This window comes from Streptococcus mitis (genome assembly GCF_946190115.1).
Lineage (GTDB): Bacteria > Bacillota > Bacilli > Lactobacillales > Streptococcaceae > Streptococcus > Streptococcus mitis_CO.
The window spans coordinates 183,590-196,703 of record NZ_CAMHZG010000001.1; the positions used below are offsets into that span (position 1 = coordinate 183,590).

The 13,114-nt window shown below is 37.8% G+C and carries 11 protein-coding genes; 4 read left to right on the plus strand and 7 right to left on the minus strand.

Going from position 1 to position 13,114, the window contains the following annotated elements; genetic code table 11:
• Window positions 1–2 precede the first annotated feature (2 nt).
• Together N8L90_RS00810 and N8L90_RS00815 are read right to left on the minus strand one after the other, a co-directional pair.
• Window positions 3–1,025, minus strand: coding sequence for a ribitol-5-phosphate dehydrogenase (locus N8L90_RS00810; RefSeq protein WP_000609877.1), 1,023 nt, complete (start codon window positions 1,023–1,025; stop codon window positions 3–5).
• 4 nt (window positions 1,026–1,029) lie between these two features.
• Window positions 1,030–1,737 (minus strand): IspD/TarI family cytidylyltransferase, encoded by a 708-nt coding sequence (locus N8L90_RS00815; protein WP_261023822.1) that lies wholly within the window; start codon window positions 1,735–1,737, stop codon window positions 1,030–1,032.
• Between the two features lie 440 nt (window positions 1,738–2,177).
• Between N8L90_RS00815 and tacF the strand changes: the two genes are divergently transcribed.
• From tacF to N8L90_RS00830, 3 genes are read left to right on the plus strand one after another with little or no spacing between them, the layout of a single operon-like run.
• The gene (tacF, locus tag N8L90_RS00820; RefSeq protein WP_261023823.1) at window positions 2,178–3,665 is read left to right on the plus strand and encodes a type IV teichoic acid flippase TacF; all 1,488 of its coding nucleotides are present in this window, start codon (window positions 2,178–2,180) and stop codon (window positions 3,663–3,665) included.
• A gap of 9 nt (window positions 3,666–3,674) precedes the next feature.
• Entirely contained in the window at window positions 3,675–4,478 is an 804-nt protein-coding gene (locus N8L90_RS00825) for a LicD family protein (RefSeq protein ID WP_261023824.1), read from the plus strand.
• 1 nt (window position 4,479) lies between these two features.
• Window positions 4,480–5,289, plus strand: coding sequence for a LicD family protein (locus tag N8L90_RS00830; RefSeq protein ID WP_261023825.1), 810 nt, complete (start codon window positions 4,480–4,482; stop codon window positions 5,287–5,289).
• A 172-nt stretch (window positions 5,290–5,461) separates the two neighbouring features.
• On the opposite strand, the gene gla is transcribed toward N8L90_RS00830, so the two are convergent.
• From gla to N8L90_RS00855, 5 genes are all read right to left on the minus strand, one after another.
• Window positions 5,462–6,331, minus strand: a complete 870-nt coding sequence (gla, locus tag N8L90_RS00835; RefSeq protein WP_049491488.1) for an aquaglyceroporin Gla — start codon at window positions 6,329–6,331, stop codon at window positions 5,462–5,464.
• A gap of 261 nt (window positions 6,332–6,592) precedes the next feature.
• Entirely contained in the window at window positions 6,593–7,273 is a 681-nt protein-coding gene (locus N8L90_RS00840; protein ID WP_261023826.1) for an MgtC/SapB family protein, read from the minus strand.
• A 152-nt stretch (window positions 7,274–7,425) separates the two neighbouring features.
• Entirely contained in the window at window positions 7,426–8,655 is a 1,230-nt protein-coding gene (locus tag N8L90_RS00845) for a tetratricopeptide repeat protein (RefSeq protein WP_261023827.1), read from the minus strand.
• Window positions 8,645–9,811, minus strand: coding sequence for an AI-2E family transporter (locus N8L90_RS00850; protein WP_261023828.1), 1,167 nt, complete (start codon window positions 9,809–9,811; stop codon window positions 8,645–8,647). Before N8L90_RS00850 ends, N8L90_RS00845 begins: the two co-directional genes overlap by 11 nt.
• Window positions 9,812–9,928: 117 nt before the next feature.
• Entirely contained in the window at window positions 9,929–11,911 is a 1,983-nt protein-coding gene (locus tag N8L90_RS00855) for a peptide ABC transporter substrate-binding protein (RefSeq protein ID WP_261023829.1), read from the minus strand.
• A 171-nt stretch (window positions 11,912–12,082) separates the two neighbouring features.
• Between N8L90_RS00855 and N8L90_RS00860 the strand changes: the two genes are divergently transcribed.
• Entirely contained in the window at window positions 12,083–13,096 is a 1,014-nt protein-coding gene (locus N8L90_RS00860; RefSeq protein ID WP_261023830.1) for a lactonase family protein, read from the plus strand.
• Window positions 13,097–13,114: the final 18 nt, after the last annotated feature.

Below are 13,114 nucleotides of genomic sequence, written 5' to 3' on the forward strand. Positions count from 1 at the left end.
ACTTATACTTCCCACTTAAACACGGTTTTAAAGGCTGTGTTTAAATCGGTTGCAAAGACACGGTGAATATCTTTAATTTCTCTTACAGGTTCTTCTAGATAAAGGATATTTTTAAGACGATTTGCAAATTTCTTGACTTCCATCATTTGGATTGCATTTTCAAAATCAATGCGACCAGAACGAGAGGACCCAACCAAGAGCAAGCCCTTTTCTAAGGCATCGCGTGTATTGAGATTGACTTTATATTCGCTAACGCCCATCATGAGAATCGTTCCCTGAGGACGAATGTAGCGAATCAGGTCATTTATAGCAGGTCCAGTACCATCACCACCACAACATTCAAAAGCATGGTCAAAGGCCAAATCTTCAGGAATATTGTCAGTAATATAGCATTCTTTGGCAAATGAGAAAAGTTCCAATTTTTCCCAATGACGACCAATAACCACAATCTCTGCTTCTGGCAAAGTATAGTTGATAATATTGGCAACCACAAAAGCTAAACTTCCATCTCCGATAACAGCAATTCGGTCCCGCTTGCTATGAGCAAGGGTCAATAGACGATTCATAGCGTGCATGCCGACACTGACAAACTCTGTAATGGCTGCAACCGTATCTTCGATAGCATCATAAGCCACCACACGGTCTTTAGGGAGAGAAACAAACTCTCTCATAAAGCCATCAAAACCACTAGACAAGAAATGGGTCCCTGTCATGTAGTTCTCATAGAATTCTTCATCACTCTGCATAGGAGGCTGATTGGGAATCATGACAACTTTTTGCCCAACTTCATAAGTTCCTGTCGGGTCAGAAATAACGGTTCCACATGACTCGTGAATCATTGCCATTGGAAGCTTTTTATTCAAAATCTTGGGATCACGTTTTCCTTGGTAGTAACGCTGATCCGCATGACAGACCGCCATATAATTAGGGCGAATGAGAATATGATTCTCTTGGTCAATAGCCTCTTCCTGATATTTGACATTGATAAACTTAGGCTTAGTTAGTTGATAAATTTGATTAATCATTTTACTAGTCTTTCTCAATCATACTTTTTGCAATCTTCAAATCTGTTACTGTTGTAATCTTCAGATTTGAGTATTCACCCTTGGCCAAGGCTACATCTTTTCCTTTAATGACAAAGATTTTACATGCATCTGTCAAGATTTCCTTCTCTTCAGCAGAGAGAGAACCGTAAAGATCCATGAAGTCCTTGCAACGGAATGTTTGAGGTGTTTGTCCTTGATAAAGGTGAGCACGATTTGGAATATCTGTAATGAATTGACCATTGGTACTTTCAACGATAGTATCAACCGCTTCTACCACTGTATCCACTGCGTCATGATTTTGGGCAAGTTGGATATTGTCCTGAATCATGCGAAGTGTAATAAATGGACGAACAGAATCGTGGGTAACAATGATATCCTCTGGAGTAAGCGGACGATAAGCATCAATGGCTTCAATGATTTTCTCAATACTTGTATTGCGGTCAGCACCACCTTTTGTAATGATGATACGTTCCTTATGAAGAGGAAGATATTTATCTACAAGATCTTCTGCATGAGAAACCCAGTCTCCATGAACCCCAACTACAATTTTTTCAATACTTGGTTCCAAGACAAATTTTTCAATTGTATGAATCAAGATAGGTCGATCACCTAGCTCTAAAAATTGTTTTGGCAAGTTACTGATTCCCATGCGTGTGCCAGTTCCACCAGCAAGAATTCCTGCATAAATCATCTATTTTCTCCTTTGTCTTACTAAAAAAACTTATTCTCTCTATTATACCACAATCTAGTCCTATCATGAAAGAAATACCGACCCTCCCGTTCTAGAATAGAAGGTTTAAGGAGTTCTATTATTCAAATAAACTAGTCCATTTCTAATAATGACTAGGAATTCTGTAGTCATTACCAATAAATGGCTGTGAAATTTTAGAGTTCTCCAGAATAATATAATTTTCTTAAAGAAAACTTAAAATTAAACTTTGAGACTTCAAAGTGATTACTTGACTTATACTCAATGAAAATCAAAAAGCAAACTAGGAAGCTAGCCGTAAGCTGTACTTGAGTACGGTAAGGCGACGCTGACGTAGTTTGAATTTGATTTTCGAAGAGTATTACTGCCCTTCATTTCTTATTAGCTGACTTTATGATATAATGAAAAACGAGGTAAATTGAATGAAAAGTATAAAATTAAATGCTCTATCTTACATGGGAATTCGTGTCTTGAATATTATTTTTCCCATCTTAACTGGAACCTATGTCGCACGTGTCTTGGACCGTACTGACTATGGTTACTTCAACTCAGTTGACACTATTTTGTCATTTTTCTTGCCCTTTGCGACTTATGGGGTCTATAACTACGGTTTACGGGCCATCAGTAATGTCAAGGATAACAAAAAAGATCTGAATAGAACCTTCTCTAGTCTTTTTTATTTGTGTATAGCTTGTACGATTTTGACCACTGCTGTCTATATCCTAGCCTATCCTCTCTTCTTTACTGATAATCCAATCATCAAAAAAGTCTACCTTGTTATGGGGATTCAACTCATTGCCCAGATTTTTTCAATCGAGTGGGTCAATGAAGCTCTGGAAAATTACAGTTTTCTCTTTTACAAGACTGCCTTCATCCGTATCCTGATGCTGGTCTCTATTTTCCTGTTTGTCAAGAATGAACACGATATTGTTGTTTATACACTTGTGATGAGTTTATCGACGCTGATTAACTACCTGATTAGTTATTTTTGGATTAAAAGAGACATCAAACTTGTTAAGATTCACCTAAGTGATTTTAAACCACTCTTTCTCCCTCTGACAGCCATGTTGGTCTTTGCTAATGCCAATATGCTCTTCACTTTTTTAGATCGCCTCTTCCTCGTTAAAACAGGGATTGATGTCAACGTTAGTTACTATACCATGGCTCAACGAATTGTGACCGTTATAGCTGGTGTTGTAACAGGAGCTATCGGAGTAAGTGTGCCTCGTCTCAGTTACTATCTAGGAAAAGGCGATAAGGAAGCTTATGTCTCACTTGTTAACAGAGGAAGTCGAATCTTTAACTTCTTTATCATTCCACTCAGTTTTGGACTCATGGTTTTAGGACCAAATGCAATCCTACTTTACGGTAGTGAAAAATATATCGGAGGCGGTATCTTAACCTCTCTCTTCGCTTTTCGTACGATTATCCTGGCACTGGATACCATTCTTGGTTCCCAAATTCTCTTTACAAATGGCTATGAAAAACGAATCACAGTCTATACAGTCTTTGCAGGATTGCTCAATTTGGGCTTAAATAGTCTCCTCTTTTTCAACCACATCGTGGCGCCTGAATACTACTTACTGACAACTATGCTATCAGAGGCCTCTCTACTTGTTTTCTATATCATTTTCATCCATAGAAAACAACTCATCCACTTAGGACATATCTTTAGCTATACTGTTCAATACTCGCTCTTTTCACTTTCCTTTGTAGGAATTTATTTCCTGATTAATTTCTTGTATCCCGTAGATATGGTCATTAATTTGCCATTTTTGATTAATACTGGTTTGATTGTCTTGCTATCAGCCATCTCTTATATTGGTCTACTTGTCTTCACCAAAGATAGCATTTTCTATGAATTTTTAAACCATGTCCTAGCCTTAAAAAATAAATTCAAAAAATCTTAGGAGTATAGAATGAAACAACTAACCATTGAAGATGCCAAACAAATTGAATTAGAAATTTTGGATTATATTGATACTCTCTGTAAAAAGCACAATATCAACTATATTATTAACTACGGTACTCTGATTGGGGCAGTTCGACATGAGGGCTTTATTCCTTGGGACGACGATATTGATCTGTCCATGCCTCGAGAAGATTACCAACGATTTATTAACATTTTTCAAAAGGAAGAAAGTAAATACAAACTTTTATCCTTAGAAACAGATAAAAATTACTTTAACAACTTTATCAAAATAACCGACAGTACAACTAAAATTATTGATACTCGGAATACAAAAACCTATGAGTCTGGTGTTTTTATCGATATTTTCCCTATGGATCGCTTTGATGATCCTAAGGTCATTGATATTTGTTATAAGCTGGAAAGTTTTAAACTTCTGTCTTTCAGTAAACACAAAAATATTGTCTATAAAGATAGCCTTTTAAAAGATTGGATACGAACAGCCTTTTGGTTGCTCCTTCGACCGGTTTCTCCTCGTTATTTCGCACATAAAATCGAGAAAGAAATTCAAAAATATAGTCGTAAGAATGGGCACTATATGGCTTTTATCCCTTCTAAATTTAAGGAAAAGGAAGTCTTCCCAAGTGCTACCTTCGATAAAACAATTGATTTACCCTTTGAGAATTTGACCATTCCTGCGCCAGAAAAATTTGATACTATTTTGACACAATTTTATGGAGATTATATGACCCTACCACCAGAAGAAAAACGCTTCTACAGTCATGAATTTCACGCTTACAAATTGGAGGATTAGGATGCAGTATTTAGAAAAAGAAGAAATTAAAGAAATTCAACTAGCCCTGCTAGACTATATTGATGAGACTTGTAAGAAACATGATATTCCTTATTTTCTAAGTTATGGAACCATGCTTGGAGCTATCCGCCACAAAGGTATGATTCCTTGGGATGATGATATTGATATTTCTCTCTATCGTGAGGATTATGAACGTTTACTGGATATTATAGAAAAAGAAAATCACCCTCGCTACAAGGTTCTATCCTACGACACTTCTTCTTGGTACTTCCATAATTTCGCATCGATTTTGGATACTTCTACTGTTATCGAAGATCATGTTAAGTACAAGCGCCATGACACCAGTCTCTTTATCGATGTCTTCCCAATTGATCGCTTTACAGATTTGAGCATTGTCGACAAGAGCTATAAGTATGTGGCTCTTCGTCAACTGGCTTATATCAAAAAATCACGCGCAGTTCACGGTGACAGCAAGTTAAAAGATTTTCTAAGATTATGTAGCTGGTATGCCCTCCGATTTGTCAATCCTCGCTACTTTTACAAGAAAATTGATCAGCTAGTCAAAAATGCTACAACCAACTCTCCTCAATATGAAGGAGGAATCGGTATTGGTAAGGAAGGAATGAAAGAAGTCTTCCCAGTTGATACCTTTAAAGAACTCATCTTAACTGAGTTTGAAGGCCGTATGTTACCAGTTCCCAAAAAATATGACCAATTTTTAACCCAGATGTATGGCGATTATATGACACCACCATCAAAAGAAATGCAAGAATGGTATAGTCACAGTATTAAAGCTTATCGCAAAAGCTGATTAAGGACGACCATATAAACTACAAAAAGGATGGGGGAAAACTCAATTTCAGGAGAAAATGAAGTAAATATTCCTACAACAAAACGCATAATATCAAGGCTTTTCAACACCTGAATATTATGCGTTTTTAATTTTTCTTCAATCTATTACAATAGATAGAGAACTCAATTTCTTATAGGTAAAGGAATTTGAAAATAGCTACTGCCGCAATTGCTGCTGCGATCGGTGCTACTACTGGTACCCAAGAATACCACCATTTTGAATCGCCTTTGTGCTCACCAAGAACTGATTTTGGAAGGAAAGCATGAAGGAGACGTGGTCCCAAGTCACGAGCAGGGTTCAAGGCAGGTCCTGTAGGTCCACCAAGTGATGTTACCAAGGCCATAACAAGGAATCCAAGTGCCAAGTGAGCTACTGAAAGACCTGAAGCAGTATGTGGTGCTACTTGGGCTTTGATTGCTAAATCAGAAAAATCAACATTTTGACCTGCTTGACTAGCCATTTGTTTCATGTATTGAAGCACTTCAGAACCAAAGAAGTTTTTAGTCATTCCAAGGGCTGCAAAGAAAAGAACAAATGATCCAACAAACTCATTTACAAAACCATTAACAGTTGCTGCAAAATGTGATTCTTTTGTACCATTATCCAAACTTGAAATTGTTGAGAAAGTACCCAAAATGTTGTTTGGATTTTCAGTTTTCAAGTAGTATGGGCGGTGTGTTGCCACAACCAAGGCTTGACCAAAGATAGCACCCAAAACTTGTGCGATGATATAAGGTGCAACTTGAGCCCAAGGGAAAAGACCGCTAATTGCAAGTCCAAGAGTGAAGGCTGGGTTGATGTGGTTACCAGATACGTTACCAAACATCAAGGCTGGGATCATAACCCCCATACCATAACCAACAGCGATAACGATCCAGCCACTTTGGTGACCTTTCGTACCTTTAAGTTCAACGTTGGCAACTGCACCATTTCCAAGAATGATCAAAATAGCAGTTCCCAAAAATTCAGTGGCATATTTAATTGCCCATGTGAAATCCATTTGATAGATTCTCCTTAAAATTTTTTAGACAATCCTTATTCTATCAATTTTTACATCTTTTAGCAACTACTTTCCCGAAAGATTGTGACAGAAAACGGTTCCAAATCTTATAAACTAATCTTTTTTTCAAGATGTTCCCAGTTCATTATGTTATCTGTGCTAATCTGATGCTTTTATGTCAATTCCTCCTGATACATAGTATAGGGAATAAGAAGTATCTTCCCCATTCACCAATAAGAGTTTTGCTATGAAAACAAAACTCTATCCTTCTAATGAAACAATCTTAACCTGATTTATATAAAAATTCTCGTCACATTGCCATAAAACCTCAGCCATGTTTTTGTAAGAAATGGATTTATCGTGATCTGCTCTAATCGTAAGATTATAACCACTTTCATTCCTATCCATGTCAATATTTAGATTGTAAAACCCCTTCTGTTCAATGAGAATATTCAAGGTATCTATTGAAGGTTTATTGGTTACAAATCCAGTCATTCTGATATGATAATGGATATCGCTTTTCAAAAATTTGGAGCTACTTTTCTGAACAGAGACAACAATTAGACTACAAAATAAGCCTAGAAAAGCAAAACCTGCTCCAATCGCCATCCCAATACCTGCAGTTACCCAAATACCAGCTGCTGTGGTGATACCACTGATTTTTTTATCCCTCATGAAAATAATACCACCGCCAATGAAACTAATTCCACTGACAATTTGGGCCGCAACCCTAGAAGTATCATAATTAGGCGTATCCAAGAAAGCTTCTTTTGATAAAATCACCATTAAAGTTGCAGTTAAGGCAACCAAGATATGAGTCTTTCTCCCAGCCTGCTTGTGTTTAGACTTTCTTTCATAGCCAATGATAAAACCAGAAAAACAAGACAATAAAATGAGAATAATATGTCGGACTTCAATCGGTAGAGCTATCGTATCAAGCATTATTTCCCTCCTCTATCACTCATAATTTTATATTATAGTCCTAGTTAGAATTTTTTCAAGAGAATATATTAGTTGAAAATTGTCCTTTTTAAAACAAAAAACCGCAGTTATCGTCTAATAATAACTTGCAGTTTTCTGTAACTAATGGATTCTTACAATGTCTCAAACAATTCTTGCATTTGCACATCATCTGGAACTAGTTTTAAGTAAGCTTGGGCATTGACTTTGGCTTCCTCAAAGTAGCCCAATTCACGCAAGAGATAGATATAGTGTTCCAGAAACTCTGGATTGTCCTTTAAATCTCCTGCCAACTCTTGGTAAAGCTCATAGGCAGTATCCAAATCGTCCATTTCTTGATAGGAACGAGCAATCATCCACTTGGTCAAGAGATTTTCTGGCTCCTCACTTTGCAAGTCTAGAATATCCTCATAACGCTCCTGCTCCAGATAAATAGTTGCTAGACGGAGTAAGATTTCTTCCGTATCCTCAGCATCTTCTTTTGCAGTAAGGAGGTAGTTCTCTGCTCCACTAGCATCATGCAATTCATAAGAAAATTGTGAAGCAGCTAGCAAGAGGCGAGTTTCAAATGGATTTTTCTCCAACCCTTGCTTAGCGATACGCAGGGCTTCTTGAACTTGATGTTCCTTATGCAAGGCCTGACTATAACCATACTCATAGCCTTCAAAGTCAGGAGAAATGGTATCAAGCTGCTTAAAATAGAGGACAGCTTTTTGGTATTCTTCTTGATCAAAGTAAAGACTGGCCAACTCAAAAGCTGTTAGGTCATCGTATTCTAACTCCAGGGCTTTTTCTAAAAACTCTATAGCTGTTTCAAATTTCCCTAGCTGGGCATAGGCAAAGCCAATTCGTTGATAGGTAGAAATGCCCGTTTGCTCATAAATCGAGCGATTATCTAACTGGGCATAGCCTTGAATAGCCTCTTGGTAATTTTCCAACTCACTATCCAACTCTGCCAAGCCCAATATCAAGAGAGGATCCTCTGAGTAAGTCAATGCTTCTAACAATTTCTCACGCGCCACATCTGTCAAACCTTCCATCTGGTAAAGGTCTGCTTTAAGTGCCAAAGCCGACACATACCAGTCACTGTCAGCTTGGATTTCCTCTAGGTAGGTAAAGGCTTCTTCGATTTGACCATCCTCGCTAGCAATAGCTGCTAGATTTAGATTAACCTCTGGGAAATCCTCTACAATTTTCAGGTAAATTTCCTTGGCCTGAGGATAGAAACCAATCCCTTCAAGATAAGTAGCTAACTCATACAGAAGCTCACTTGGATCATTTTCTAAAGCTTTGACGAAATAGTGCTCAGCCTTGGTTAAATCTTGCTCTTCCAAAGCCTGTAACATCTGTTGACTATTGTTCACTCTTTACTTCCTCGCCCTCTAATTCATATAGACCACTGACTACCTTATACCATTCAAAAATCGCTGAAATGACAACTTTAGCGGAGGCATAAACTGGAATACCGAGCAAGACTCCCCAGATACCAAACATAGATCCTGAAGTTAACAAGACAAAGAGAACATTAATGGGATGGATGTTTAATTGACTTCCCAAAATCAATGGAGAGACAAAACGGCCTTCAATAGTTTGTTCTACGATAAAGACAATCACTACTTTCAAAAGCATGACGGGACCAGCAATCAAACCCAATACTAGGGCAGGAAGCATAGCTAGGAAACTACCAAGATAAGGAACCAGATTTAAGATACCAGCAGTAACACCAAGCGTAACCGCATAGCGTAGACCAATGATCTTGAAGAAGATGATAAACATTACCGCAACAATAATAGCCACTGTCACTTGCCCTCGAACATAGTTGGACAACTGCTGATTCACATCTGATAAAACTTGTCCAACAGGTTCTTTCAATTTCGTTGGCATGAATTGGGTCAAATAGTGACGCAGGCCTTTCCCATCACGTAAGAGATAAAAGAGCATGAAAGGAACGATAATCAAGGCAACAATCACTTGAGATGCCCCACTAATAAAGGCACTCACCCAGTTTACTGCCTGAGAAGAAACCTTGCTCGCCCAAACTGTAGCCTGACTAGAGAAGTTTGTCAAAACTTGTTCTAACTGAGGCCTGAAATCATCTGGTAAACGCTTGGTTACCAAATCATCAATAACCCGATCAGCATCTTCAAGATAGATTGGTACATTTCTTGCAAATGTTAAAACTTGACGTTGCAGATTTGGAATCGCTACTGCCAAGCCCCAAATGATAAAGATAGCGATAATCACAAAAACAGTACTGATTGCTATGACACGATTGACCTTATGCTTCTCCATCCAATCAACAATAGGATTTAATAAATAATATAGCAAACCAGATAGAATAACTGGCAGCATCACGACTGCCAAAAAGTCTAAAACAGGTGAAAATAGAAAACTAATCTTACTTAAAATAAAAAGATTCAGTCCCAATAATAAGGTTACCAAAAATACCGTAATGGCCTTGTTATCCAAAAACCACTTGAAAAACCAAGATAGGCTAAAATGTTTCTCTTTTTGTTCCATAAATACTTCCTTTCTATCGTTCTCTCATTATATCATTTTTAGGAAAAAATAACTCTTTTTTAAAGTGCTTACATGGAGACCGCAACATAAAAAATCTCCTCAAAAGAGGAGATTCGATTAGTCTTGAATATGACGGTCTAAGTTCTTCTGATAATCAGCGTTGGATTTGGCTTTTTCATCAGCGAATTTCTTGCGGAACTCATCCATTTCTTTAGTAGTGACAATCTTATCTTGGATTTTCAGATACTTGTAGCTATTTTCACTAGTCTTGTCACCTACCCAGCCACCGGCACCACTGCCAGGAACCATTTTCGTCACTAGCATTTGAGCACCATCAGAGTATACTGGAATAACAAGTGCACTATCTGACAACCAAGCTTGGGCCTTAGAATATTTGGAATAACGTTTTTGAAGGTCTGTTTTCTCACTATTTGCATCATCAATCAGTTCTTTGTATTTATCCAATCCAACTGTTTTAATAACTGGATTGTCTGTTCCTGGTGCCACACCAAGAGCACTTAGGAGACTTGGACCTGAAGTTGGATCAAATACATCTAGATAAGTCGATGGATCTGCAAAGTCTGGAGTCCAACCACTGACTGCATTAATATCCCAGTCAGTACTTGCATTGGAAGTAGCTAGAGTAGTCATACTTCCCAATTCGTCATCAGAAACTTGTTGAATATCAACAACTACATTGTCAGAGCCTAAGGCTTCCTCAATGGATTGTTTATAAGACTGAACCTGACGAATAAAATCTGGATTTGATGAAGAAATTGGCAAATCTAAATGAATTGGGAACTGTACTCCATCAGCTTGGAGAGTTTTCTTAGCAGCTTCAAACTTAGCCTTAGCCTTGTCTACATTATGAAGTGAATCTTGGGCATCATCAAGACTGACATCTTTCCAGATATTATCCAATTTATCCAATTCTGTCTTAGTAACTTGGCCAAATGTTTGATCTCCTACTTGAACAAATGTTGGAGGAGTGAAACTTGTCCGTAACTTACGAGGTCCTACTTCATCACCAAATACTTGAGAGATCCCTGCTTTACGATCTACCGCAAAAGCCAAGGCTTGACGGAAATCTTTGTTTAACAAGGCTTTCTTAGTAGAAGTTTTTTCTGCATCACTTGTTTTAGCAGTGTGATTGTAATTTACACGGTCGATATTGGTTGAGATATAAAAAACTCCTCCACGCTGTTGACCATACACAATATTATCCTTGTATTTTTCTTTTAGACGTTCATAGTTGGCAGAGTTTTTAAAGAGTGGTGCAGCTGGATAGTGTCCCTCATCAAAACCGCGTCCTAGAGAGTCTGCATCTTGACCATCAAAGAAAGATAACTTGATATCATCAATAAAGACATTTTGTTTATCCCAGTAGTTTTGGTTTTTAGTCATTTCGATAGAAGACTTAGATGTAAGACCTTTTAGGAGATAAGGCCCATTGTATAGAATGCTTGTTACATCCGTTGGTTTACCAAAGTCATCTCCTTTAGAAGCTAAAAAGTCTTCATTAACTGGTGCAAGGACTCCCATTGTTGTTTTTGAATTCCAGAAAGATTCTGGATGGTTCAAAGTATAAACAACAGTATAATCGTCAGTTGCTTTTACCCCAACACTAGAAAAATCTGTTGTTTTCCCATTTACATAGTCATCCAATCCTTTGATAGAATCCTGTACGAGATAAAGAGCCTGTGATTTCTTATCTGCTGCGTGTTTCAGACCAGTCACAAAGTCTTGAGCCTTGACTTCACCATACTCTTCCCCCTCATTGGTATACCATTTGATACCCTGACGGATTTTATAGGTATAGGTCAAACCATCTTTGGAAACAGTCCAATCTTCTGCAACTGATGGAACAAGATTCCCATATTGGTCATTTTCAAGCAAACCGTCAATAACGTTACCTGTGACCTGTTTAGTGCTGACATTTCCAGAAACTGTATAATCCAGAGTCGAAGGATCTGATGAAAATACATAGGCATAAGTAACTGGTTTATTTGCTTCTTTATTAGCATTACCAGATGAACACGATGCTAGCACTGCTGCTGATAACACTGCTACACCTGCTACTAAGAAAGCACGTTTTTTCATAGTAAAACTCCTTTAATAGTTGATAGGATTATTATAGCACTTTTTAGTAGGAAATCAATAAAAAACTAAGTCTAATTTAATATTTTATTATATTTATCCAATGTGTTATAGAGTCCCTCCAACTACAGTTTTTGTGATATAATAGTCTTATCTTTATATAGAGGTATAGTCATGAAAGAAACTGTTTATTTTGGAACTTATACACGCCGTACTTCCCAAGGGATTTACAAAGCAGACTTTGATACAGACACTGGTCAACTTGCAAATCTAGAACTTTTTGCTCCTGAACCAAGTCCAACCTATCTTGCTTTTGATCAGCACCAACATTTATACACTGTTGGTAGTCAGGATGACAAGGGAGGAATTGCAGCCTATCAAACTGACAGTACTTTATTAAATCATGTCGTTGAAGAAGGAGCTCCCCATTGTTATGTGGCTGTGGATGAAAAGCGTGATTTGGTATATGCTGCCAACTACCATAAAGGACAGGTACTTGTTTATAAACGACAGGAAGATGGTCGTCTTCTACTTAGTGATGTAGATCAACACAGCGGCCAAGGTCCACATGAAAATCAAGCTTCTCCACATGTTCACTATACAGATTTAACACCTGACCACTATCTAGTGACCTGCGACTTGGGTACTGACCAAGTAATTACTTATGATATTGATCCAGAAGGAAAATTATCTAAGCTCTATACCTATCATAGCCAGCCAGGAGCAGGCTCACGCCATATCATTTTCCATAATCACTATAAAATCGCTTATCTGATTTGTGAACTCAATAGCACTATAGAAGTTTTAATTTACGATGGTGTTGGTGAATTTGAACGCATGCAAGTCATTTCAACTCTACCAGACGGTTATGAAGGCTTTAATGGTACTGCTGCTATTCGTCTCTCTAAAGACGGTAAATACCTCTACGCTTCTAACCGTGGCCATGATTCTATCGCAGTATATACAATCCTTGCAGACGGTAGTTTAGAGTTGTTAGAAATCATTCCGACACATGGTCAGACTCCACGTGATTTTGATTTGACACCAGACCAAGAATTTGTCATTGCTGTCCATCAAGACTCTGACAATGCAACCGTTTTTAAACGTAATCCTGAAACTGGTCGTCTAGCAGAACTTTCCAACGACTTCCATGTTCCAGAAGCGGTCTGCATCAGTTTTGCACCTTAAGAAAACATAAAAAATGAA

What these genes read in the sequence shown, in the direction of transcription:
- N8L90_RS00810 (WP_000609877.1), bottom strand. Translation starts at nt 1,025, where the DNA reads ATGATTAATCAAATTTATCAACTAACTAAGCCTAAGTTTATCAATGTC.
- tacF (WP_261023823.1), top strand. Translation starts at nt 2,178, where the DNA reads ATGAAAAGTATAAAATTAAATGCTCTATCTTACATGGGAATTCGTGTC.
- N8L90_RS00830 (WP_261023825.1), top strand. Translation starts at nt 4,480, where the DNA reads ATGCAGTATTTAGAAAAAGAAGAAATTAAAGAAATTCAACTAGCCCTG.
- N8L90_RS00850 (WP_261023828.1), bottom strand. Translation starts at nt 9,811, where the DNA reads ATGGAACAAAAAGAGAAACATTTTAGCCTATCTTGGTTTTTCAAGTGG.
- N8L90_RS00855 (WP_261023829.1), bottom strand. Translation starts at nt 11,911, where the DNA reads ATGAAAAAACGTGCTTTCTTAGTAGCAGGTGTAGCAGTGTTATCAGCA.
- N8L90_RS00815 (WP_261023822.1), bottom strand. Translation starts at nt 1,737, where the DNA reads ATGATTTATGCAGGAATTCTTGCTGGTGGAACTGGCACACGCATGGGA.
- N8L90_RS00825 (WP_261023824.1), top strand. Translation starts at nt 3,675, where the DNA reads ATGAAACAACTAACCATTGAAGATGCCAAACAAATTGAATTAGAAATT.
- N8L90_RS00860 (WP_261023830.1), top strand. Translation starts at nt 12,083, where the DNA reads ATGAAAGAAACTGTTTATTTTGGAACTTATACACGCCGTACTTCCCAA.
- gla (WP_049491488.1), bottom strand. Translation starts at nt 6,331, where the DNA reads ATGGATTTCACATGGGCAATTAAATATGCCACTGAATTTTTGGGAACT.
- N8L90_RS00840 (WP_261023826.1), bottom strand. Translation starts at nt 7,273, where the DNA reads ATGCTTGATACGATAGCTCTACCGATTGAAGTCCGACATATTATTCTC.